At 51.7% G+C, this 23,016-nt stretch carries 19 protein-coding genes; 15 read left to right on the forward strand and 4 right to left on the reverse strand.

What is annotated here, in order from left to right; genetic code table 11:
• The first annotated feature begins 10 nt into the window (after positions 1-10).
• Complete coding sequence (locus LA360_RS24250) at positions 11-1,669, forward strand: CE1 family esterase (protein ID WP_057572117.1); 1,659 nt, start codon at positions 11-13, stop codon at positions 1,667-1,669.
• On the opposite strand, the gene LA360_RS24255 is transcribed toward LA360_RS24250, so the two are convergent.
• Positions 1,666-3,441, reverse strand: coding sequence for a sigma-54-dependent transcriptional regulator (locus LA360_RS24255; protein ID WP_022202701.1), 1,776 nt, complete (start codon positions 3,439-3,441; stop codon positions 1,666-1,668). The genes LA360_RS24250 and LA360_RS24255 overlap by 4 nt on opposite strands.
• A gap of 217 nt (positions 3,442-3,658) precedes the next feature.
• Between LA360_RS24255 and LA360_RS24260 the strand changes: the two genes are divergently transcribed.
• The 7 genes from LA360_RS24260 to LA360_RS24290 are packed head-to-tail and all read left to right on the forward strand — an operon-like array spanning position 3,659 to position 11,560.
• Entirely contained in the window at positions 3,659-4,921 is a 1,263-nt protein-coding gene (locus LA360_RS24260) for a four-carbon acid sugar kinase family protein (protein ID WP_022202702.1), read from the forward strand.
• A gap of 17 nt (positions 4,922-4,938) precedes the next feature.
• Positions 4,939-6,099: an iron-containing alcohol dehydrogenase gene (locus LA360_RS24265; RefSeq protein ID WP_022202703.1), complete on the forward strand. Its 1,161-nt coding sequence runs from the start codon at positions 4,939-4,941 to the stop codon at positions 6,097-6,099.
• A 3-nt stretch (positions 6,100-6,102) separates the two neighbouring features.
• Positions 6,103-7,002 carry a 4-hydroxy-tetrahydrodipicolinate synthase gene (gene dapA / locus LA360_RS24270; protein WP_081031199.1) on the forward strand — a complete coding sequence of 300 codons (900 nt, stop codon included), beginning with the start codon at positions 6,103-6,105 and terminating at the stop codon, positions 7,000-7,002.
• 17 nt (positions 7,003-7,019) lie between these two features.
• Entirely contained in the window at positions 7,020-8,063 is a 1,044-nt protein-coding gene (gene pdxA / locus LA360_RS24275; protein WP_022202705.1) for a 4-hydroxythreonine-4-phosphate dehydrogenase PdxA, read from the forward strand.
• Positions 8,064-8,091: 28 nt separating this feature from the next.
• Positions 8,092-9,252, forward strand: coding sequence for a sialidase family protein (locus LA360_RS24280; protein WP_002596031.1), 1,161 nt, complete (start codon positions 8,092-8,094; stop codon positions 9,250-9,252).
• Between the two features lie 38 nt (positions 9,253-9,290).
• Positions 9,291-10,574: an SLC13 family permease gene (locus LA360_RS24285; protein WP_022202707.1), complete on the forward strand. Its 1,284-nt coding sequence runs from the start codon at positions 9,291-9,293 to the stop codon at positions 10,572-10,574.
• A 26-nt stretch (positions 10,575-10,600) separates the two neighbouring features.
• On the forward strand, positions 10,601-11,560 hold the full coding sequence (locus tag LA360_RS24290) for a calcium/sodium antiporter (RefSeq protein ID WP_002596033.1): 960 nt from the start codon (positions 10,601-10,603) through the stop codon (positions 11,558-11,560).
• Between the two features lie 547 nt (positions 11,561-12,107).
• On the opposite strand, the gene LA360_RS24295 is transcribed toward LA360_RS24290, so the two are convergent.
• Entirely contained in the window at positions 12,108-12,542 is a 435-nt protein-coding gene (locus tag LA360_RS24295) for a hypothetical protein (RefSeq protein ID WP_112481817.1), read from the reverse strand.
• On the opposite strand from LA360_RS24295, the gene LA360_RS24300 reads away from it, so the two are divergent.
• Positions 12,523-13,608 carry a HipA domain-containing protein gene (locus LA360_RS24300; protein WP_112481819.1) on the forward strand — a complete coding sequence of 362 codons (1,086 nt, stop codon included), beginning with the start codon at positions 12,523-12,525 and terminating at the stop codon, positions 13,606-13,608. The two genes, LA360_RS24295 and LA360_RS24300, sit on opposite strands and share 20 nt — an antisense overlap.
• A 463-nt stretch (positions 13,609-14,071) precedes the next feature.
• Here LA360_RS24300 and LA360_RS24305 read toward each other — a convergent pair whose 3' ends face one another.
• On the reverse strand, positions 14,072-14,482 hold the full coding sequence (locus LA360_RS24305; RefSeq protein ID WP_022202709.1) for an ester cyclase: 411 nt from the start codon (positions 14,480-14,482) through the stop codon (positions 14,072-14,074).
• A 321-nt stretch (positions 14,483-14,803) separates the two neighbouring features.
• On the opposite strand from LA360_RS24305, the gene LA360_RS31625 reads away from it, so the two are divergent.
• The 6 genes from LA360_RS31625 to LA360_RS24335 all read left to right on the forward strand — a co-directional run bounded on the left by LA360_RS31625 (position 14,804) and on the right by LA360_RS24335 (position 21,586).
• Entirely contained in the window at positions 14,804-14,980 is a 177-nt protein-coding gene (locus tag LA360_RS31625) for a LysR family transcriptional regulator substrate-binding protein (RefSeq protein WP_242997656.1), read from the forward strand.
• A 173-nt stretch (positions 14,981-15,153) separates the two neighbouring features.
• Entirely contained in the window at positions 15,154-16,806 is a 1,653-nt protein-coding gene (locus LA360_RS24315) for a cache domain-containing sensor histidine kinase (RefSeq protein ID WP_022202710.1), read from the forward strand.
• Complete coding sequence (locus tag LA360_RS24320; protein WP_057572121.1) at positions 16,784-17,509, forward strand: response regulator transcription factor; 726 nt, start codon at positions 16,784-16,786, stop codon at positions 17,507-17,509. Before LA360_RS24315 ends, LA360_RS24320 begins: the two co-directional genes overlap by 23 nt.
• Before the next feature lie 125 nt (positions 17,510-17,634).
• Positions 17,635-19,152, forward strand: coding sequence for an NCS1 family nucleobase:cation symporter-1 (locus LA360_RS24325; protein WP_022202712.1), 1,518 nt, complete (start codon positions 17,635-17,637; stop codon positions 19,150-19,152).
• On the forward strand, positions 19,106-20,488 hold the full coding sequence (hydA, locus tag LA360_RS24330) for a dihydropyrimidinase (RefSeq protein ID WP_112481836.1): 1,383 nt from the start codon (positions 19,106-19,108) through the stop codon (positions 20,486-20,488). The genes LA360_RS24325 and hydA overlap by 47 nt, the downstream gene beginning before the upstream one ends.
• A gap of 72 nt (positions 20,489-20,560) precedes the next feature.
• A complete protein-coding gene (locus LA360_RS24335) occupies positions 20,561-21,586 on the forward strand; it encodes a BMP family protein (protein WP_022202714.1) in 1,026 nt (341 codons plus the stop codon).
• Here the strand turns inward: LA360_RS24335 and LA360_RS24340 are convergent.
• Positions 21,578-22,966, reverse strand: a complete 1,389-nt coding sequence (locus LA360_RS24340) for an aminotransferase-like domain-containing protein (RefSeq protein ID WP_022202715.1) — start codon at positions 22,964-22,966, stop codon at positions 21,578-21,580. The genes LA360_RS24335 and LA360_RS24340 overlap by 9 nt on opposite strands.
• Between the last annotated feature and the right edge of the window lie 50 nt (positions 22,967-23,016).

A 23,016-nucleotide genomic window follows, 5' to 3' on the forward strand; every position in this document is an offset into this window, starting at 1 on the left:
GGGGGAAACCATGAAAGAGGCCAACGGATTTTACATGTATGTGTCCACCAGGGCCTGCTATGACCCGGCCAAAACAATTTTCGTCTTCGCACCCGGGGAGATGGCGGCGGACTTGTCCCTGGCGGAGCAGTTTGCCCGGCAGTCAGGCTGGCAGGCGTTGTCCGAATACGATGGGGCGGTGCTGATTCTCCCTCTGGCTCCGGAGGGATGGAACGCACAGTCCCATTCCCTGCCGGGCTTAATTTATGACCGGGTTTGCGGCCAGGTGGGGAGCCGCAACGGCAAGAGTCTGTTTGGCCGGGAAGGAAAGCTCTGGTGCTGGGAGACCATGCTCTACCTGGTTGGGTATGAGGACGGGGCGGTATTTGCCGGAAATTGTGCGGTGGCGGAACCGAACCGCTTTGCCGCGGCTGCTCTGATCGGGGGAGCACCGGATGACTATTCGGCAGGGGCGTTTCCCTCCAGCCATTGGCTGGTGCGCCATGTGAGCAGTGACTACGCGAAACGCAACGATCAGATTCCCAGCAGCCTCTGGCTGATCGGCGCACCCGAGACGGCTGTCCGGCAGGCTCTGGAATATTTCGGAAGATCGGGCGGCCTTGGCCGGCTGCCCGGACAGGTATCCATGGGAGCGCTGAAGGCCAGCTGCTATGAGAATGAGGCCAACCCGGCTCAGCGTCTGCTGCTGTCAAAGGAGACCGGGATCACCGGCCTATCCCTGGCCCACACCATTCTCGAGGAATATTTTGAGCACACCATCCGATGGAAGGACGGGCCGGACGGGACTTTGGGCTTGCATCTGGGGCGCAGCGGATTTTACCAGACCCCACGGTTTGTCCACCATTCGGTCACAGTGGGCTGTCTGGAATATGCCTGTTCCCTCCATTTCCCTGACGGCTGTCCGGCGGACAGGGTGAAAGGGCTGCCGATTCTGTTCAGTGTACATGGCAGAGGGGAGCCGGTATGGCTCTTCGCTGAAAAGAACGGATGGGACGTGCTGGCGGACGAGACTCGGGCCTTTGTCCTGGTGTGCCCGGACTCCCCGGGAAACATCTGGCAGCTGGAGCGGGACGGACAGGTCTTTGGGGCCATGATTGACCGGCTTTGCGCGGATTACGGCCTGGACCGTACCAGGGTATATCTGACCGGATTCTCCAACGGTGGCGCCATCACAAGGGAGGTGGGGACCGCTTTTCCCGAACTGTTTGCAGCCATTGCCCCCAGCAACGCCCCTGTCGACGCGCCAGGACTGGCGGCGGACAGCCCTGTCTCGCCGGGACTGCTTCGCTCCGGGTATGAGCTGCCCTACTGGGTGTGCGTGGGGGACAATGACCCCGCAGCGGGCACGGATGTGGACGAACAGCTGGAGGTCATGCTGGCGGTCAATGGCTGCCAGGCACGGGCCGGCGCCGGTTTTACCACCCGCTTTGCGCCCGATGAAATCCGCACCGGTGAGAACTATTACACCTCCGCCCGCGGATATGCCCAGGGGGAGCGGTTCAGAACTCTGGTCTACTGTGGACGGGACGGGCTGCCGCGGGTGGGATACACCGTGATGAAGAATATGCCCCACGGGGCGATCTGCGAGCAGAGCCGGGCCACCTGGGAGTTTCTGCGGCATTTTCGCCGGCCTGCAGGCAGCAGGCAAATTGAATATCTGCCGGATTAATCGGTTTCATTTAAATATCTCCACAGGGTTGTCCGTCCAATGCCAAGTCTTTTGGCAGCCAGTGTCTGGTTGCCGCCGCATTGGGAGAGGACAACCTTTACAATTTCCCGGGTCATTTCGCCAAGAGGCCGGTTGTAGTCAAACAGGTCGGCGGTGGTGGGCACATACTGCCGCTTCTCCTTCTCGATGACCTCAAACACCGTGTCACGCTGAATGTAAGCGGTGGAAGTGAGCATGACCAGCTCCGCCAATACCCGCTTTAACTGCATGAAATTGTCCGGCCACTGGTAGCTCATGAGCAGGGCCAGAGCCTCGGGGGTAAACCCTACGATCTGTTTGGACATCTCCACATTCATGGCGTTCAGATACAGGTTGGAGGAACCCTGAATATCGTCGGTCAGTTCCCGAAGCGGCGGCATGTAGACGGTGGTGCAGGGCAGATAGTCGATAAAGTTTCTGGACGGATCCGGCAGGTCCCGATCCAGTGTTTGGGAGCAGGAGAGAATAATTCTATTCCGCTTGTGGGCATTTGTGTCCACCAGAAAGGACAGTAGCTGCTCCTGCTGATGTCTGGACAGTGCCTGGAGGTTGCTGATAAAAATGGTGTTGTTCTTGTCGTTGAGGGGCGAATTGTAATTGCTGATGATATAGTTCCACGTCCGCTCGTTAAGCACCTGGCAGTCGATGGTGATATAAGGATATCTCTGCATGGAGCTCTCCAGATAGAGTTTGGCGGCCAGCTGGTTTTTTCCGGAGCCACGCTCACCCAGAATCATCACCGGAAGCGTGGTCTGGTTGATCATACGGATTTTCTCTTCCATCAGCCTTGCGCTGGAGGTCAGGGAATAAAAGCTGCTGGAATACATGACGGAGACTTCTGTACAGGTGGAAAAGCGGATACCGTGCTTGCTTCCGCCCACCGGAAACGGATTCTGCTCCAGGCAGAAGATATAGCAGGGTTCCTCCAGGAACGTGGTTTCCTCTGCCGAGATGGAATAGAGCCTATTTTCAATCATGTGAAAGGCTTTGGCCGACATGGAGTGAGGGGACTCAGCCAGCTTTTTTAAATATCCGGTGACGGACGAGATGTTTTTCTCATTGTAGGTGGAAAACAGGATAGAGCCGTCCTGTTTCATGATGACTGTTTTCATGCCCTGCATATCCAGGGCCCTGGTGAACAGGCGGCTGCGGGCTTTTGTCTCTGCCAACACCCGGCACATATTGATGGAATAATCGATGGCGATATCGATGCTTTCCGGCCCGGACAGGATCAGGATGGGCTCCACCCCCGCTTCCCGTGCCATCATCTCGGTGATCACATCGCACAGGATAAAATTGCAGCCTCCGGCCTTGAGCTCTTTTAAGACAGGGTCCAGTTCGTCCGGGCTGTGGATGGTAATGATGTTCATGCGATAATTCATCATCTCGCAGAGCACATGGGCCGGCTGAGTGACAGTGGGGTAACCCACCACGGCGTATGCCTCCGTCAGGTTTCCCACCAGCAGGATCGCGCGCAGGATGTCATTGATGGACAGAGTGATCTCAATGACGGGTATGGAAGCGATTTTCCGGATCAGCTCGGCGGTCCCGCCCCGGGAGATCAGGATATCAAAGCCCTCGTTCATATGCTGCAGGGCCAGCTGGGCCCCGTCCTCCAGGTTTCCCGTGTAGACAACCATTTCTATATCTTCGTATTTTGCCGCCTCTGTGACCATGGCGTTTTTTAAATTCTCATAGGGCGCAATTCCCAGTATCCGATATTTTCTTTCCATAAACATGTTCCCCTTTCCCAAATGACGGTTTAAACTGTTTCATTATGAAAATATAGTACCATAAAGAGAAAATATATACAATAATGTTTCAAAAAAGAACAAAAAACAAACTGTTTTTATTTGAAACCTTTTGCGAAAAGCGATATCCTATAACTACAGAAAGCGATCAAATAAAATGTTCCAAATTGAAACATAAAAGACAGCAGGAGGTGAAACAGTGACTGAATTGATGATCATCGCGGATGATTTCACAGGCGCTCTGGACGCGGGGGTTCATTTCGCGGAGAGAGGGATCGGAACCAGAGTGATTGTCAGCCTGGACCATGACAGAAGCTGGGAGGAAGGGATCAGGTCCGGGGAGACCACGGTGCTGGTCATTGACGCAGAGACCAGACATGTGTCCCCGGACCAGGCGTACCGCAAGGTGTTCGCAATTGCAAAGGACGCCAGGGAGGCGGGAATTCCCTATATTTACAAGAAAACGGATTCAGCGCTTCGGGGAAACATTGGCAGTGAGCTGGAGGCCGCCTACCGCGCGGCCGGTGAACCATTCCTAAGTTTTGTCCCCGCCTTGCCGCAGATGAATCGGATTACCAGAGGCGGCAGGCAGTATATCGACGGAGTGCCGGTCAGCAAGAGCGTGTTCGGCCGGGATCCCTTTGAGCCGGTCACCAAGGATTTGGTGAAGGATATTATCCGCCTGCAAAGCGAAATTCCTGTCATTGAGACTCACGGCGAGGCGCAGCCGGGCCCGGGGCAAGCGGGAATCGTGGTGTACGACGCAACAACCGAGGCGGATATCAGGAGAATTGGAGCGGATTTAACCGTAACAGGGCAGAACCGCCTGATGGCGGGATGTGCGGGGTTTGCGGCGATTCTGCCTGATCTTCTGGGCCTGAAGCGCCAGGAGCCGGAGACGGCGGCGCTGGAGCGCAGATTGTTTGTGATCTGCGGCAGCGTGAATCCGATTACCAGGAGGCAGCTTGACTGGGGAGAGAGGGTGGGGTATCCGCGAATCTACATGGCGGCTGAGGAAAAGCTGAATCCGGAGTTCTGGAAGTCGGAGCAGGGAGCCGGCCTGACGCGCCGGCTGACACAGGAGAGCAGTGAAAATGACTGCGTGATTCTGGACACCAACGACCGTGAGGGCGAGCGGAACACTCTGGAGTACGCCAGGGAATTGGGCATGGACACCGGGCAGGTGCGCAGCAGAATCCCGGAAACGTTGGGCATTATTTTGAAGAATATGCTGGATTGCGGGCTCCATGCCGTTATACTGATGACAGGGGGAGATACGCTTCTGGGATTTATGAAGGAGATCCGGCAGTGGGAGCTGCAGCCGATCCGGCAGATCCGGCCGGGCTGCGTGCTGACAAAGCTGTACTACTGCGGCCGGGAACATCACATCATCACCAAATCCGGCGGTTTCGGGGAAGAGAACCTGCTGTCGGAGTTAACGGAAGAATTAAAAGGAAAATAGAGTGAAAGGCGAAGAAAATGGGATATCAGATTAAAATTCCATCCTGCGTGTATGCGGGTGTGGGAAGTATCGAGGAAATTGGGACGATTTTAAAGCAGGAGTCGTCAAAGAAGGCTCTGGTATTTACTGATAAGGGAGTGGCCGGAGCCGGGCTTTTGGATAAGCTGACGGCCGTGCTGGAGCGTACAGGCGTGGAATACAAGGTGTTCGACGGGCTGAATCCGGAACCCGCTTACACCGATGTGGAGAAGGTTGTGGAGCAGATGAACCGGGAAGATGGAGACATCATTATCGCTATCGGCGGCGGCAGCGTCATGGACGCGGCCAAGCTCTGCTCCCTGTTAAAAGGCTCCTCCTGCACTGTGACGGACCTTCTGACGGATCCGCTGTTGGCGTCAAAGCAGATGAAAACCATCATGATCCCTACCACCTGCGGGACCGGCTCCGAGGCAACCTGTAATGCCATCGTAGCGATCCCGGAGGAACAGTCCAAAAAGGGCATTGTGAATGCGGAGATGATACCGGATTACGTAATCCTGGACGCACAGATGATCGCGGGCCTTCCGGCCTCCATCGTGGCAGCTACAGGCGTGGATGCCCTGGCCCATGTGGTGGAGTGCTTCACCTCAAAGAAAGCGACTCCCTTAAGCGACACGTACGCGGCGGCAGGCGCAAAGCTGATCTTCAGGAATATTGAGGAGGCGTACAAAAATCCCGGTGACATGGAGGCCAGAAGCAACATGATGCTGGGCGCCTTTTACGGCGGAGTGGCCATTACCGGCAGCGGCACAACCGCGGTCCACGCCTTAAGCTATCCCCTGGGCGGAAAATACCATATCCCCCACGGCGTGTCCAACGCAATCCTGTTCGCCCATGTGATGGCGTTCAATAAGGACGCCTGCGCCGGCCGGCTGGGGGTACTCTGCGACGCGGTATATCCGGAGCGCGCGGCTCTTGGAACAGAGGAGAAGGCGGATTACATGATCGGGCGGATCGCCGCAATCGTTGAGAACACGGAGATTCCCATCCATTTAAATGCTTTTGGTGTGAAAATGGAGGACCTGGATTTCCTGGTGGATGCAGGCAGTAAACAGCAGAGACTGCTGGTGAACAACAGGAAGAAGCTGAGTCTGGAGGACATTCGCACCATTTATTTAAAAGTGTTGAAGGAGGAGTAGAAAGTGACTGAGATCAAGGGAATTATCGCGGCAATGCAGACCGCCATGCATGAGGACGGCAGTATCAATGAGGCGGAGCAGCGCAGACAGATCAACCGGCAGATCGCCGCAGGCGTGGACGCAGTGTTCTGTCTGGGGACCAACGGCGAGTTTTACATCATGTCCATGGAGGAGAAGATCCGTGTGATGGAGATTTTTGTGGACGAGGTAAAGGGCCGCGTTCCGGTGTACGCCGGCACCGGCTGTATCGGCACGGAGGAGACGGTGGCTTTGTCCAGAAAGGCCCGGGAAATCGGCGTGGATGTACTCTCGGTAATCACGCCCTACTTCGCGGCGATCAGCCAGGAGGAGCTGTATCAGCACTACGCCCAGGTGGCAAGTTCGGTGGACATTCCGGTGGTGATGTACAACATTCCGGCGAGAACAGGCGCCTCCCTGGCACCGGCCACTGTAAAGCGCCTGGCGGGTGAGTTCGCCAACATTGCCGGAGTGAAGGATTCCAGCGGCAATTTTAACAATATACTGCAGTATATCCAGGAAACGGAGGGCATGGACTTTTCGGTTCTCTCCGGCAACGACGCTCTGATCCTGTGGACTCTTTTAGCAGGCGGCAAGGGCGGCATTACAGCCATCGCCAACATCCTTCCCACCGTCATGGTGGACATCTACCAGAACTATTTAAAAGGCGATATGGAGAAGGCCAGGGAAGCGCAGAACGCCATTTCCAGGATCCGTGAGTGCTTCAAATACGGCAATCCCAACTCCGTTGTCAAGTGTGCGACCAATCTGATCGGCCAGCCGGTGGGACCGTGCCGCAAGCCCTTCGGCATCCTGCCCCAGGATGCGGTGGAGGCGATTAGGGAAACTATTGACAACTACTATGGGGAGTATAAAAACAAATAACCGTGCAGGAAAGGGGAATGGCATCTATGAAAATAATCGGAATTACCATGGGAGATCCGGCCAGCATCGGCCCGGAGATTACTGCAAAGGCATTATCGGATCCGTCGGTCTATGAGCGCTGCAAACCGCTGGTTGTGGGCGATGTCCCGGTGATGGAGGAGGCGCTGAAGATAACCGGCCTCTCCGGCAAGCTCAAAATACATACCATCGGGGATGTGAGTGAGGCGCTGTTTGAGTACGGTACCATCGACGTCTACCACATGGGTATGGTTGATATGGACAAGCTCCAGCGGGGGAAGGTCTCCGCGATGGCCGGAAATGCGGCCTTCCAGTACGTGAAAAAAGTCATCGGGCTGGCCATGGATCACAAGATTGACGCTACGGTGACCAATGCGCTGAACAAGGAAGCCATGAATCTGGCCGGCCATCATTACTCCGGCCATACCGAAATCTACGCCGATTACACAGGAACCAGGAAGTACACTATGATGTTGGCCCACGAGAATCTGAGAGTGGTCCACGTGTCCACCCATGTTTCCCTGAGAGAGGCTTGCGACCGCGTGAAAAAGGACCGTATCCTGGAGGTGATCCGCATCGCCCACCAGGCCTGCCGCCGGCTGGGTATTTCCCAGCCGAAGATCGGCGTGGCCGGCTTAAATCCTCACAGCGGGGAGAACGGCATGTTCGGAAGGGAAGAGATTGAGGAGATTACGCCGGCAATTCAGGCGGCGAGAGACGAGGGTATCCAGGCAGACGGACCGGTTCCGCCGGACACCGTATTCTCCAAGGCAAGGGGCGGTTGGTATGACATCGTTGTGGCCATGTACCATGACCAGGGGCATATCCCCTTAAAGGTGGTGGGCTTTGTCTACAACCAGGAGGAACAGAAATGGGATGCAGTGGCCGGAGTGAACATTACACTTGGTCTGCCCATCATCCGCGCTTCCGTGGATCACGGAACCGCCTTTGACCAGGCTGGCACAGGCCTTGCCAGCGAGCTCAGCCTGACCAATGCCATGGATTACGCAATCCGCATGGCTGAAACAGAGGAAATGGAATAGATACAGCACAAAAGGAAGGGGAAGAACAATGGAATACGCAAAATTGCCGGGATTAACACCGGACGGAACGATGTATTGGAATGAGGAGATGGGGACTATGGAGGCGGTGCTTCCTCCGGGAGGTTACAAGACCGCCCACGGCCCGGGGCTTTTGGAGCTGGAGAACGGGGATCTGCTGTGCGTCTGGTTTGCGGGCTCCTTTGAGGGAAATGCAGATGTAAACGTCATCTGTGCGAGGCTCAAAAAGGGCTCAAGCCGGTGGGAGGAGCCGGTTTTAGTCTCCCACGATCCGGACAGAAGCGAGCAGAATCCGTCCCTGTTTGCCGGCCCCGACGGGAAAGTGTGGGCTATGTACACTTCCCAGCTGTCCCGGGTGGAAGGCAAGGACAACATGCAGTTTACCTCTGTGATCCGCTGTCAGAAGAGCGCGGATGGGGGAGAGACCTGGAGCGACTACGAGACCGTATTTCCGGAGGAGGGCAGCTTCTGCAGACAACCCATCCAGGTGCTGGAGAGTGGACGCTGGATTTTCGGTAACTGGATCTGTACCGACTCCGAGCTGGGCCTGACTGGTGATCCCACCGCATTCCGCATTTCCGATGACCAGGGAAAGACCTGGAAAACCGTGGATATGCCGGAGAGCAACGGCGCGGTTCACGCCAATGTGGTGGAGCTGGAGCCGGGACATCTGGCTGCGTTCATGAGAAGCCGCGCGGCCGACCATATCTACCGAAGCGAATCCATGGACAACGGAGATACCTGGACTGCACCGGTGCCCACCGTTCTGCCCAACAACAATTCCAGCATCAGTGCGGTCAAGCTGAAGAGCGGCAGAATCGCCGTTGCCTACAACCCTACCTGCACACCCTGCCCGACACCCGGCGTGGCTTCCTGGCCGGGTCTGCGCTGCCCGGTAGCCGTTGCGCTGTCCGAGGACGGCGGCCTTACCTTCCCCATGATCCGCTATATGGAACGGGGCGAGGGGTACATGGGTGCTGAGAACAAGACGAATAACAGACAGTATGAATACCCCTACATCATGCAGGGCGCGGACGGCAGGCTTCACCTGGCATTTGCCTACAAGGACCGTCTCAGCGTGAAGTACATGAGCTTCACGGAGGAAGATGTTATGGGCAAAAAGCGCGAGACAGTGGGCCTCTACAACCCTACCTCGGCAAAGGTCCGGTAAGAAGCCGGCCAAAAACATAGGAGAAGGAGAAAAATAAAATGACAACCCAAATGATTCTTGCTCTTGCAATCCTGATTGTTATGATTACGCTGATCATGTTTGACGTACTTCCCTTCGGCGCGCCGCCCCTTCTGGCGTGCATGCTGCTGGTGGCCACCGGCCTGTCCACCGTATCCGAGGCCTTCGCGGGTTTCGCCAACTCCAGCGTCATCATGATCGCCAGTTTTATGGTGGTTCTGGCGGGCGTTCAGAAGACCAGAGCTATGGACAAAGTGAAAGACGCCCTGATTTCCCTGGTGAACAGGGGTGGCTACAAGAGCTACGCGCTCCTGGTTATTGTGGTAATGGTCGGCGCCAGCCTGGTGGGCGGCGGCAACACCGGCTACTACGTGCTGATTCTGTCCCTGATTTCGACCATCCCTTACACAAAAAAAATGCCCACCTCCAAGCTGATGATGCCTCTGGGATTCGCCACCAACCATCCGCTGATTCCCATCAACGTGGCGCTGTACTATGGCGTGGCGAGCTCTGTGCTGGAGACGGCCGGCTTTATGGAGCCGATGTCCATGATCAAGTTCTCAGTTGTAAACTTCGTCATGGCCGTGGCCTTCCTAGTCTGGTCCCTTGTTTCCTACAAACTGCTTCCCGACCACCCCATCGCAGCGGCCGAGGAGGATGCCCAGGCAAAGATTGAAAAGACCAAAGCGGTTCCCATGGAGCCCTGGAAGGAAAAAGTGACCGTGATTGCCTTCGTCGTCAGCGTAGTAGGTATGATGCTGATCAACACCCTGGGCAATGTGGCCTACGTGGTGCCCGGCTTGGCGGCTATGGCTCTGCTGTTCATGAAAGTAGTTGATTTCAAAGAGTTCCGCGAAAATATGTTCGCCCCGGTTATCCTCATGATGGCAGGCGTCATCGGCGTAGCGGATGCCCTGGCAAACTCCGGCTTCACCGCAATGATCGGAGAGGTGATCGCCACGGCTCTGGGCATCAATGTGGCGCCACTCCTGGTAGTCATCCTGTTCGCACTGCTGACCAGTACCTGCGCAACCTTTACCGGTTCCAACATGGGCTCTGTATACATCTTTGCCCCCATCGCCATCGCGGCCTGCATGAGCCTGGAGCTGAATCCAACTGCAGCAGCGGCAGCAGTGGTGGTGTCCGGATGGCAGGGCGGATATATGCCTATCGACGGTATGCCTGCCATGATTATGGGGATGGGAAAATACAAGCTGCCGGAATTCTGGAAGTTCACAGTGCCGATGTATCTGATCCGGATTATCGCGCTGAGTGTGGCGGCTGCTGTTATCTTCCCTATGTAACTGTTTGAGACAAAGGAGAAATGAAAATGTTAATGTGTGTATCACTGTTCATCGTCGGTCTGATCTGCCTGATTAAGGGCGGGGACTGGTTTGTGGACGGAGCTACGGGGGTTGCCCGTAAATTTCACCTGCCGGAGCTGCTGATCGGCGCCACCGTAGTTTCGATCGGTACAACGCTGCCGGAGGTTATGGTTTCCACCACATCCGCACTGACAGGCCACAGCGAGATCGCCTACGGAAATGCCATCGGCTCCGTCATCTGTAACACTGCGTTGATTGCGGCCATCACAGTGGCTATCAAGCCGGGGGAAATTAACCGGAAAACACTGCGCACTCCGGTCCTGTTTTTCTTCATCGCCGCGGTCATCTACACTGGAGTAGCCTATTTCCTGGGCTACTTCAGCAGAACCATCGGTTTTGTACTGTTGGGGATCTTTGTAGTGTACATGGTAACAACGGTTTCGCAGATGAAAAACAGTCCGCCGGCCGAGACCGGCGGGGAGGAAGAGGGGAAATCCCTGGGAATCAATCTGGTACTGCTGGTGATCGGTGCTGCGCTCATCGCCGTGGGCGCCAACTTGCTGGTGACCAACGGAACCCTGATCGCCGAGGCCCTGGGCGTGCCGGAGTCCGTCATCGCGCTGACCTTTGTGGCCCTGGGGACCTCCCTGCCTGAGCTGGTGACGGCAATCACGTCCCTGGTCAAAGGACACGGAGCCCTATCGCTGGGCAATGTAATCGGCGCCAACCTGTTCAACCTGGTTCTGGTCAGCGGCGTTTCCGTCTCACTGGCGCCCTTCAGCGTTCCGCAAAGCTCTGTCCTCCTTGGGCAGAATGCTTCCCTGGTATTAGACATTCCGGTCATGCTGGCAGCTATGCTGCTGCTGACGGTGCCGGCTCTGGTCAGAGGCAGGCTATCCAGAGTCCAGGGCATTCTGCTGCCGGTTCTGTATTTCGCTTTCTGTGGAATCCAGTTCACGCTGTAATGAAAGAGGCGGCAACACAAGGATTCTTGACCATATCGACAATATCATGAAATTCAATAAGGCGCAGAAGCGGAGGATTGAAACTTGCATGATTCATGACATATGATGTATACGGAGATTTTTAAAGGATTGCTGCCATGTGATGTGGCAGCTTTTCTTTGCGGATGAACGATGGGAAGCAGTGATTCTGCGGTAACAAGATGGAGTGGGAGCGTACAGATCGCCAGTTCAAGCACAGTTTTTATGGGAATGTAGGAGGAGAAGTGCCGCTGTGTTTGATGAAATTCTTCGTCAGGCAAGACTTATTTAAATCTGTAAATGAGTATGGACATGGTCTATGCCTTCCGGCACACAGTAATTGTAAGAAATGGAAATAGGATAAGAAATTTATCATCAATAGCCGTCACACTTGCGGTAAAGCGGTTTTTAGACTATTTACAGTGCCGCTCTTAGTTTCTTAAACATTACTTTATTCTCAAAACTTAAAATATAAAAGCATATCTGCTAGAATTGCTGCCACGACACATACAAAAACAGGACACTTTAATCATGCTAATATTCCAGCAATTATACCTCCAACAATCCCTATATCTGGTCTTGTAGCGTCCATGGTAATAATACCGGGAAAGATTAAAGCAGCCATAGCAGTATAATATGGAATCATATCTAAGTGGAAAAGATGAACGGCAAAATGTAATAGGGTGAGAAATATGAAGCAGGACAAAGAGACCTGTTCTTTTTTACGGATGTAGAAACTGACAACCCCACGCAATGGCGGCAGCTTGACAGTCTGCAAGTATTCCGAATGACGCAATGTCAAAAAGATAATGTATTGCTGGAAATAATGTCGATAAGAATAAGCATTTTGTCCCAATAAAGAAATAGATAATGCATAAAAATAATGATATAATAAAATCCATATATTGATTATTCCGTATTCAAGAGAAGAGAGGTGAGCGATAATGAATAAAACATATATCATGCTAAAAGATATTCCTGTATTAGAGATAGAAAATTACAGATGTAAAATACTGAATTATGAGCTGCTTCCCATATCGCTGCGTTATCCGGATGTAAACTATGATGACGTCATGCACGGCTGGACTGAGAACCGTACCATGAACATAGGCAGGACCAACGCTAAAAAACTGTTGGCTGGTTTTCGTCTCAGCCAAAGTAATCCGTATATGGTAGCCAGGTTATTTCATTTTGCTTCCCTTTCCGACTGTTACTGGATGAAAGACGCGGAAGAGGCATTTACATGGGAACAGGTAAGCCTGTTTGAAAATCCATTGGAGAAGGCAGTAACATCAACGGCCCTTCTGGGTACCAACCGGACATTCCACACACTTGAACAAAGAATCCATACGCCGGAGTTCACTGCTCAGGGGATGGCGGCCAAAGCCTGGATAAGGGAAGCGGAGGGACTTTATCTGTATAAAGTCGGAAAAAAGGAATTGCCGGCCAGCAGGATACTGGATGCGCTTACTATACCCCATGTAGGCTATATGGAGGCCGAAAACAGCGGACTGGAGAAGATAGCAGACCGGAATCATACAGATAAAATATATAAAAGTGGGGAAAAAATAGTAAAATGCCGTATTATATCTTCCGAAGAGACCGCACTTGTACCATGGGAAGACTTTCAGGTATATTGCAGTTACCACGATAAAAATGAATATGATATGGTAAAGAAGATGGATGCTGCGAATTATTATAAAATGCAGATAGCAGATTATGTGCTTGGAAATGAAGACCGCCATGGAGCGAATTTTGGATTTTACATGGATAACAGGAGCGGAAAGCTTCTGGGCTTATATCCGCTCATGGACCATGACCATGCTTTTTCAGAAGATGAGGATATTCCGTCCCAGTCTTCAGAACAGGATGAGACATTACAGCAGGTAGCGTATGAGGCGATTAACCATGCGGAGGTATCATTTGACAATGTTCTGGGCATGGAAAAGCCGGAAGATTTAGATGATGCGCAGTGGAATGCAGTACTGCAGCGATGCGGGGAACTGCATCAGAGGGTGGGGATGGAATAACAGGACGTGATTGATAGTGTGTTATACGCTCTGTCAGCGTTGCCGTAAAAATGCTGTTGCCGCCGGTGAGGGCAAGGGCATTTGAAGCGGCAGGAAAACAGGGCTGTGATTGCGTGGCGTGAAGCCGCAAGCGCAGGACTGGTTTCATCAGCAGACAGGGCGTATATGAAAGCCCCGTCCCCTGTCCCTCGTCCCACGCCCCGACTTGTGGACAAAGTGTCCCGAAGTGTGGCCACACTCCCGGAAAAGTAGCAGGACAGCGGGCCACCCTCTTTCTGATTTTGGGGCGTTTCCTTTTCTCAAAATTAAAATGGGCGGGAAGCCGCCATCTTAGGGCTTTTCCGCCTTGATTGCCCATCAGCAAAGACAGGTGGGACTGTCAACGGCGGCGCATGAAATGCGCCGTTCATCTTGACCGTTGACTGGCTCGACTGGCTTTGTTACCTCCCCGACAAACTGGGGCTTATACAGATTGAATTAAATGGTGTTCAAAAAAAGTTTCAAAAGTATTTGTAGCACCACCATGTTCTACAATTTTTCCATCTATAACTTTATCAATATCCACCCCTGTAATATCCAAAACCTTATTTGTAGGTGTTATTCCGAGAAATTCTCCCTTATGAGTGCCTCTCATAATAAATTCTGAAATAACATAATCATCTACTTCATATTGACGGATAATTTTCATAATGTAATCAGGATAAGTTTTTTTCAATGCTAATAGGTGTTCTTTCATTCCGTCTATTCCTATGAACGTTTCTTTTTCTCCAATTCTTTGAACACAGTCCTCTGATATATATTTAGAGATTTCATCAAGTAAATTATCCGAAATAATAACTTCATAGAAATATTTTACAATATCCTTATTTTTCATGCGAAACCTCCACAACTTCTAAATTTATCATATTAACTATGACAAATTATTATGGATGGAAAAGGATATGGAGGTTACGAATTGTGAGGCTTTTCTCACTGCAATTGACCATGGAAGTCTGACCGCAGCCGGTGTTTTCCTGGGTTATACTTAGTCAGGAATCACCCGGATGATTAATGCCCTGGAGGAGGAAGTGGGGTTCCCGCTTTTTATAAGGACGAAAAAAGCCGCGCCCATAACCATGCTCTGGAGATAGGGGCTGATATCCGCGGAATTTTAAGCGGCGCTCTGACCATTGGGAGCTATTACAGTGTTTCGGCCATGTGGCTGCCGCCCATACTGAAGCGGTTCCGGCAGTTGTATCCCAATGTCAGGATTGACATTAAGGAGGGCGGAAACCGCGAGATGACACGATGGCTGAACGAGATGTCCGTGGACTGCTGTTTTTTTTGTTTTCCCTTACATACCGGTAGAAATATACCAAGGGGTAAGCTATAATAATTGGAGGATTCTAACAGCAGGAATATCCGGGTAAGGAGGCGGTCTACATCACACTGAGAAAAAAACTGATTCTGGCATTTACGATACTGATTATCATATTAGGCTCCTGGATTGGTTATTTTTCTTATCAGGACGCAAAGGCAATTGTATATGCCAATAAAAAAAGTGAGATGGCGGATACCATCAACCGTATCGACATCGACATCAACACATGGGTGCTCCAGGTTGTCCGGCTGGCTGAGAATACCAGCGAGAACCAGGCTGTGATGGAATTGCTGGAAAATAAAATGATTACAAAACAGCAGAGAAATTACATAGATGAATGGTTCGACAATTTTGCCCAGGTGTTTGTGGCTGTATCCGATATTCATATGATTGATAGGGACGGACAGATTCGATACAGCTATGTTCCTTATGAGGGATATGTAGATAAAGAAAGGCTCAAAGCCTGCACACAGGAAGCAGCGGACCGGCCGGACAGGGAGACATGGCTGGGCATTGGACGGCCTCTCTGCCGGGAAGCAGGAGAAGATGTGGTCACCATGGTGCGGGCGGTGAATGCACAGGGGGAAGGGAGTACCGGGGGTGCGGAGGGCATTCTGGTGATTGAATTGAATCCCGATATTTTCAGCGGCCTTCTTCTTAATAACCACAGCATGTTCCCCAATCAGTATACCCTGATCGTTGACCGTAACGGGGATATCATATCTACCAATAAGAAAGTAGGGCATACCTGGCTGGATGAGATAGAAGACAGGTTTGGACAGGGAATCAGGAAATTCGAGCTGCGCTGGGAGGGAAAGGATTACTATGTATGCGGCCAGTACAATGGCGTGACCGGCTGGAAGACATTTTCCATTGTATCATTGAATGATTTCTTTCCACAGGCCAGTGAATTACAGAGAGCGGTCTTTACCATGGTTGCGGTGGCTGTGCTGCTGGCGGCGGTTGTCATTTTGCTGATTTCCTATACCTTTACACGGCCTATCGGAAAGCTGATGACTGCCATGAAGGAGATAGAAAAGGGAGATTTTAAAATTCAGGTTGTCAATAAAAGCCGTGATGAGATTGGGCGTCTTACGGAGTCTTTTAATTTCATGGTCAGCAAGATTGACCACCTGGTAAAAGAGGTTTATCAGGAAAAGATTGCTCAGAAAAATGCGGAGCTGGAAGCGCTTCAGGCCCAAATCAATCCTCATTTCCTTTACAATACGCTGGATTCCATAAACTGGATGCTCATGGATATTGGCGCAGATGACATCAGCGATGTAGTTGTCTCCCTGGGGGATATTCTTAAGTACTCCATTCACGGCAAGGATGTGCTGGTTCCCCTTAATGAGGAAGTACAATACATTGAAAGTTATTTGTGTATACAGAAAAACAGGCTGGAAGACCGCCTTTGCACTTCAATGGAGATACAGAAGGAGGCGAGAGCTTGTATGGTGCCGAAGCTGATTCTCCAGCCAATGGTGGAGAATGCCATTCTCCATGGAATAGAGCCTATGAAGGATGGGGGACGGGTCAGGATTACTGCCGGACTGGAACAGCAGAATTTGCTGATTACCATAGAGGATAATGGACCGGGTATGGCCCCGGAGGAACTGGAACAGTGCCGCGCGGCTGTTTACAGCGAGTCCGGGGCCACGGACAGCATAGGCATGCGCAATGTGCACCGAAGGCTGCGTCTGCATTTTGGGGAAGAATACGGACTGGCCATTGAGAGCAGGCATCAGGAAGGAACCATTGTGACTTTGCGGATGCCCGGAACAAGATTGTCAGCAGAACAGGAGCAGGGGACAGATGGACATAGTGATTGTGGATGACGAACCAAAAATCAGGAACGGATTGAGTAAACTGCTGGACGGCAGAGGAAACTGGCATGTGACCGGCACATATGCCGATGCCATGGATGCACTCAAAAACATGGCCTTTTGCAGCCCGGACGTAATTATCACAGATATCAAGATGCCGGAAATCAACGGCCTGGACATGATTGACCGCATGAGGGAAACGGACCAGGAGGCGTATATCATCATACTCAGCGGCTACAGTGATTTCGGCTTTGCCCAGAGAGCCATTGAACTGGGGGTTACCCGGTATCTGACAAAGCCCACCAAGAGGCGGGAACTGCTGGGGGTTCTGGAGGAAATCGAGGGAAAGTTGTCAGAGAAACAAAAGGGTGGTGAGGAAAAAAAAGAAGTTTCAAACCTGATGGTGCAAAAGGCCATGGATTACATTGCCCTTAACTATTCAGAGAAAATCAGCTTGAAAAATATTGCGGAAGAGCTCTATCTTTCTCCTAATTACCTGTCCGAATTGTTTAAACGCCATACAGATAAGAATATTTCAGAATACATTACGCAGTTTCGCCTGGACAAGGCCAGGCGTTATCTGCAGCAGCCTGAATATAAGATTGCGGATGTGTCGGATTTAGTGGGTTTTGGCGACCCAAGGTATTTCAGCAGCATGTTTAAACGTCAATATGGCATGACTCCCAATGAGTACCGCAACAGGAGCGTAAAATAATTGACAAAACAGTAGATTTGATGCATTGAAAATTCGATGTTTTCCACTAAAATAAAAGAGAATCAATAAGAACAAAGGTATTTCGGCCGAAGACCTGGTTTAAATGGAAAACGGAGGATATATGTATGAGCGGGTTTCAAAGACAGAACGGGGATATTGTTGAGCTTACTGCTGCCGGTTTGGAGGCAGTCAGAAGCCATAAGAATAACTATGCGGACTCCACCAGACCGCTGGCTATGGATGAGCGCGGATGGTCTGCCTGGGATATGGGAAACCTTTGGATTGGCATGCTGGTCTCTATCGCGGTTTACCAGGTGGCCAGCGGCCTGATTGTATCCGGCATGTCCTGGGGGGAGGCGCTGTTTACGATTGTGCTGGGACATTTCCTGGTGATGGTATTTGCGGTGGTTCTGGGACATTTCGGTACGAAATACGGTTTGACTTATCCCATGCTTTGCAAGTTGGTGTTTGGTTCCAAGGGCACAGTGGTGCCCTCTCTGGTCAGGGGAATCCTGGGCTGCTTCTGGTTTGGCGTACAGGCATGGATTGGCGGTCAGGCAGTGAACGCCATTCTGGCAGTGTTCCTTCCCTTCTGGAATGGACTGGGATTTAAGGGATTGTTTATTTCTTTCCTGATTTTCTGGCTGATGAATGTGTATATTGCGGGCTCCGGATCAGGCGCCGTGCAGAAGCTTGAGAAGTTTGCCGCGCCTGTGTTGATTTTACTCAGCTTTATTGTAATCATATGGGGGATGTACACGGCAGACTGGAGCATCTCAGGACTGCTCTCAGAACCGTCCATCCAGGGAAATCCCGATGCTGATTTCTGGAAATTGTTTTTTCCTGCCCTTTCATCCATGATTGCCTTTGACGGCGGTATCGCATTATCCATGGCGGATTTTACAAGAAACTGCAAGACACAGAAGGCGCAGATGGTGGGCCAGCTGGCAGGAGCGCCTGTCATGACGGCATTCATCGCATTTGTAGGTATTTGCGGCACAGCGGGCGCGTCTCTGGCCTTTCAAGAGGCCATATGGGAACCGGCGGTCCTTGTGAGCAAATTTGATAACCCGGCTATTGTTATTATCTTTTCTCTGTTCATCATCATGGCCGTGCTGACCACCAATGTGGCTGCAAATCTGGTTCCGCCCACCAACGTTTTGGCAACCCTGTTTGCAAAGAAAATAAGCTATAAAAAGGCAGCTCTTATTGCGGCTGTGCTGGCACTGTTTGCCCAGCCATGGAACGCTCTGGCCAGCGCCTATGACCTGATTTATAATGTATGCGGCCTTTTGGGAGCACTGCTGGGACCTATTTCGGGGCTTTATCTGGTTTCCTATCTGTTTGAGCACAAAACCCACGTGGATATGGTGGACCTGTACCGCGAAGATGGGGGAAGGTATTATTATAAGGGGGGATGGAATACGGCAATCATTGCCATTTTCCTGGCTGCCACGGCCGTTATCATCGCTGGAAAATACATCACTCCATTGAATTTTCTGTTTGACAATGCATATGCCATAGGCAGCGTGGGAGCAGGGCTGTTATATTATATCTATCTTAAAATTCAAAATAAGAGAAATGGAGTGAATGAAAATTATGAAGACAATCATCAGACAAGGCACGATTGTGTCACCGAGTGAAATTTATGAGGCGGATATACTGATTGACGGAGAAAAGATTGCATGTATAGGCAGGAATCTGGAATCAGAAGGAGCAAAGGTCATTGAGGCCAGGGGAAAATACGTGATTCCGGGAGGTGTGGATGTACATACCCATATGGACCTTTTGGCAGGCAATTCACGGGCAGTAGATGACTTTTATGACGGTACGGTGGCGGCGGCCTGCGGAGGTACCACTGCCATTGTGGACCACATGGGATTTGGACCGGATGGCTGCAATCTTCATTACCAGCTGAATGAATACCATCATCTGGCTGACGGTAAGGCTGTGATTGACTATGGATTTCACGGGACTGCCCAGCATGTGAACCAGGATATTCTGGACGAGCTGGAGGGAATGATGGAAGATGGAGTGTCCAGCGTGAAGGTATACCTGACCTATGACAGGCGCCTGAATGACGGGGAGGCCCTTCAGGTCCTGAAACGCATGAAGAAACTGGGAGGTGTGACTGCATTTCACTGCGAGAACCATGAGGTGGTGGAATACTATCGGAACATGTACAGGGAACAGGGCTGCACCAGTCCGTACTATCATGCCAAGAGCCGTCCCAATCTGGCGGAGGCGGAGGCTGTGGCCAGGATTCTCAGTCTGGCGCGTCTGGCAGGCGATGCACCTGTTTATATCGTACATCTGTCCTGCGAGGAAAGCCTGGAGGCGGTACTGGATGCCAGGAAGAAGGGGCAGAAGAATATATTTGTGGAGACCTGTACACAGTACCTGACACTGACAGAAGAACGGTATATGGATAAGGACGGCTTGAAATATGTCATGTCTCCGCCCCTGCGCACCAGGGAAGACTGTGAACGGCTTTGGGAAGGGCTGGCGGCTGGTGATATACAGGTAGTGGCAACAGACCACTGTCCATTTAATTACGGCATAGAGAAACAGCTGGGCAGGGATGACTTCACCAAGTGTCCCAACGGGGCGCCCGGTGTGGAGGAGAGGATGTCTGTCATCTTCTCAGAAGGCGTGATGAAAAAACGAATCAGCTTAAACCGTTACGTTGAGGCTCTGTGTACAAATCCTGCCAGGATATATGGGTTTTATCCGGAGAAAGGAATTTTGCAGCCAGGATCAGACGGAGATTTGGTAATCATTGACCCCAAGAAGGAGTATGTGCTCACCCATGACCGTATGCACAGCGCGGTGGATTATACCGCATACGAGGGTATGAAGCTAAAGGGACAGATAGAGCTTGTGATGCAGAGAGGCAGCGTTGTGGCGGAAGGAAATGTATTTAAGGGAAAAAGAGGCGCAGGACGGTTTATTCACAGACGGCCACATGATAATGCGTAAACTGTCTTTTACATAAATTTACACAGGCATCTGACATCGGGAAACGGAATTTGAAAACGAGGGCGGTGCACAATGAAAATTTCAGAAATAAAGATTTCGCGCTTTCTTCTGGCACTGGCAGGCGCGTCAATACTGACAGCCGGCGGATGCCGTCAGGCGGTTGCTGATTCGCCTGCCGCCGAACACAGAACAGAGAAAATGGTTGCAATCCTTCCGGGAATGATTGAGGATCAGAGCTGGAATAAGATAAACTATGAAGGCATTCTGAAATGCCGGGAGACCCTGGGAGTTGATTTGGAATTTGTCCAGAATGTGACGGAAAGCGATTTTGAGGCAGTCCTGACAGAGTATGGCAGCCAGGGATACGGTCTGGTGATGGCGGCCGGCTCTCAGTTTGACGACGCGGTCTCTGTGGTGGCGCCCAGGTTTCCCGATACTACCTTTTGCGTGGTCAACGGTTCCTTTTGCCAGGGAAGAAATGTGGCGCCCATCTTTCCGAAGGAATATGAGGCCAGTTATCTGGCCTCCATCATTGCGGGCAACATAACCCGAAGCGGGATACTCGGCATTATAGCGGGTTATCCCAATGCCCCCATGGAGCATCTTCTGGATGTGTATGAGAAAAATGCAATGGATATTATTTCACAGAGGGGAATTGAAAATCCCCAGACATTAAGGAGTTATGCCAACAGCTGGTCAAATGTGGACCTGGGGAAGAAGATAGTGGAGCAGATGATTGACAGCGGGGCGGATACCTTGTTTATCTATGCCAATGAAGTGGGGCTTGGATGCATTCAGGCTGCCAAGGAAAGGCAGGTCAGGGTTATCGGATTTTCTGATAACCAGAACGACCTGGAGCCAGGGACCGTGGCAGCCTCTGTCTACTTTGACTTCGGTACGCTTTACAGATGGACCGTGGAGCAGTATATGGACGGGAAAATGCAGGGCAACAAGGTACATGAAATAGGCATCCGTGAAGGGATTTTTGTTCCGGTGTTTCCGGAGGGAACTCCGGAAGGTCTGAGGGATGCGGTAGACCAGGGAACCTCAGATTTCCTTAAGGGCAAGGTGGATTTGACCCAATGGTTTTCAGATTGAATATTGCAGTATCCCCCCCAACCGTCTGAGTCCCTCCTCCAAATCCTTCATAGACGGCGGGGTTATGACGGAAATGCGGACAGCCTTTTCTGCCGGTTTGTTGCCCACTGAAAAACGTTCCGCCCCATAGACCTGCACGCCTGCCTGCCTTGCGCAGATTTCAAAGCTTTTGCCGGTGAAATAATCCGGCAGGCGCAGGTATCTCATGGGGCTGGTGGGCGGACAGTCCAGTACAAAGCCCTTTAAGGACTGGCTGATTACATGATTCCGCCTGCGCAGTTCCTCCTTTCGTCCCCATATGATTTCATCGGCAATTCCATCTGTAATCAGTCCTGCGGATACGGCTGCAAGCAGCGGGGAGATGGAAATATTCATGGAATAAAGGGCAGTGGCCAGGCCGCGGTGATACTGGTCCGGCACATGGACATAGGCGGTTCTGAGACCCGCGGCAATGGTTTTGGACAGGCTTGACAGGTAAATGACCTGTTCCGGGGCAAAGGAAGCAATGGGAGGAAGGGGATTCTCCGCCAGCAGGTTGTTGATTCCATCCTCAATCACAAGGATATTTTTTTCTCTGGCCAGTCCTGCGATCATTTTCCTGGTTTCTAACGGCATGATATGTGAGGTGGGATTGTGGTAATCCGGTATTACATAGATTCCTTTTATCCTCTCATTCTGTATGGCATATCGGATTCCTTCCTCTGTCATTTCATAGCCGTTATTCTGAATGGGTATCAGATGAATTCCCAGCAGCTTGGCCGCGTTTTTTACTCCCGGATAAGTCAGAGGGTCTGTTCCCAGCTTATTTCCACGTTCCAGCAATGCGCCCAGTGACGCCGTCAGGGCATTCTGGCCGCCTGCCGCCAGCAGGACATGCTCCTTGTCTGTATGGAAGCCTGATTTTTGAAACCAGGCCACGCCGGCTTCACGCTGGAGTCCTGTTCCCTCCGGGTCATCGTAGGAAAAGAGGTTCAGCGCGTCAGGCCGTTTCAGAAGCCGCTCCGTATATGATTTCGCCAGCCGGTTCCCGGACACCTGGGGAACCAATGCGCCCATTTCAATCATCCGCGGATTTTCGCGTCCGCACAGCAGGACGGTTTCCGCGGTGACATCCGCACAGACATAGGTTCCGTTTCCCACGGAGGCAGACAGAAGGCCCTTCTGGCTGCACAATTTGAAGGCCCTGGATATGGTGCTCAGGTTTACATTCAGGTAATCCGCCAATTCCCGCTGGGGCGGCAGCTTTGTTCCTGCTTTCAGTGTACCGTTCTTAATATCATCTTCCATCAGGCTTACCAGCGCCAGATATTTGGGGCCTGATGCTCTGCTTAAATCCGGTTTCCAGCTCATGGGATAATTGTCAAATGAATTGATGGACATAATCTGTTTCCTCTGCATGTTTTTTGTGGTTTGTTTGTATGAGTATTTGT

The organism is Enterocloster clostridioformis (assembly GCF_020297485.1).
Taxonomy (GTDB): domain Bacteria; phylum Bacillota; class Clostridia; order Lachnospirales; family Lachnospiraceae; genus Enterocloster; species Enterocloster clostridioformis.

Excerpts from the sequence above, each read along its gene's own strand:
- LA360_RS24250 (WP_057572117.1), top strand. The coding sequence starts at position 11 with ATGAAAGAGGCCAACGGATTTTACATGTATGTGTCCACCAGGGCCTGC.
- LA360_RS24255 (WP_022202701.1), bottom strand. The coding sequence starts at position 3,441 with ATGGAAAGAAAATATCGGATACTGGGAATTGCGCCCTATGAGAATTTA.
- LA360_RS24265 (WP_022202703.1), top strand. The coding sequence starts at position 4,939 with ATGGGATATCAGATTAAAATTCCATCCTGCGTGTATGCGGGTGTGGGA.
- pdxA (WP_022202705.1), top strand. The coding sequence starts at position 7,020 with ATGGCATCTATGAAAATAATCGGAATTACCATGGGAGATCCGGCCAGC.
- LA360_RS24280 (WP_002596031.1), top strand. The coding sequence starts at position 8,092 with ATGGAATACGCAAAATTGCCGGGATTAACACCGGACGGAACGATGTAT.
- LA360_RS24285 (WP_022202707.1), top strand. The coding sequence starts at position 9,291 with ATGACAACCCAAATGATTCTTGCTCTTGCAATCCTGATTGTTATGATT.
- LA360_RS24290 (WP_002596033.1), top strand. The coding sequence starts at position 10,601 with ATGTTAATGTGTGTATCACTGTTCATCGTCGGTCTGATCTGCCTGATT.
- LA360_RS24300 (WP_112481819.1), top strand. The coding sequence starts at position 12,523 with ATGAATAAAACATATATCATGCTAAAAGATATTCCTGTATTAGAGATA.
- LA360_RS24295 (WP_112481817.1), bottom strand. The coding sequence starts at position 12,542 with ATGATATATGTTTTATTCATTATCGCTCACCTCTCTTCTCTTGAATAC.
- LA360_RS24305 (WP_022202709.1), bottom strand. The coding sequence starts at position 14,482 with ATGAAAAATAAGGATATTGTAAAATATTTCTATGAAGTTATTATTTCG.
- LA360_RS31625 (WP_242997656.1), top strand. The coding sequence starts at position 14,804 with ATGTGGCTGCCGCCCATACTGAAGCGGTTCCGGCAGTTGTATCCCAAT.
- LA360_RS24315 (WP_022202710.1), top strand. The coding sequence starts at position 15,154 with ATGGCGGATACCATCAACCGTATCGACATCGACATCAACACATGGGTG.
- LA360_RS24320 (WP_057572121.1), top strand. The coding sequence starts at position 16,784 with ATGGACATAGTGATTGTGGATGACGAACCAAAAATCAGGAACGGATTG.
- LA360_RS24325 (WP_022202712.1), top strand. The coding sequence starts at position 17,635 with ATGAGCGGGTTTCAAAGACAGAACGGGGATATTGTTGAGCTTACTGCT.
- LA360_RS24335 (WP_022202714.1), top strand. The coding sequence starts at position 20,561 with ATGAAAATTTCAGAAATAAAGATTTCGCGCTTTCTTCTGGCACTGGCA.
- LA360_RS24340 (WP_022202715.1), bottom strand. The coding sequence starts at position 22,966 with ATGTCCATCAATTCATTTGACAATTATCCCATGAGCTGGAAACCGGAT.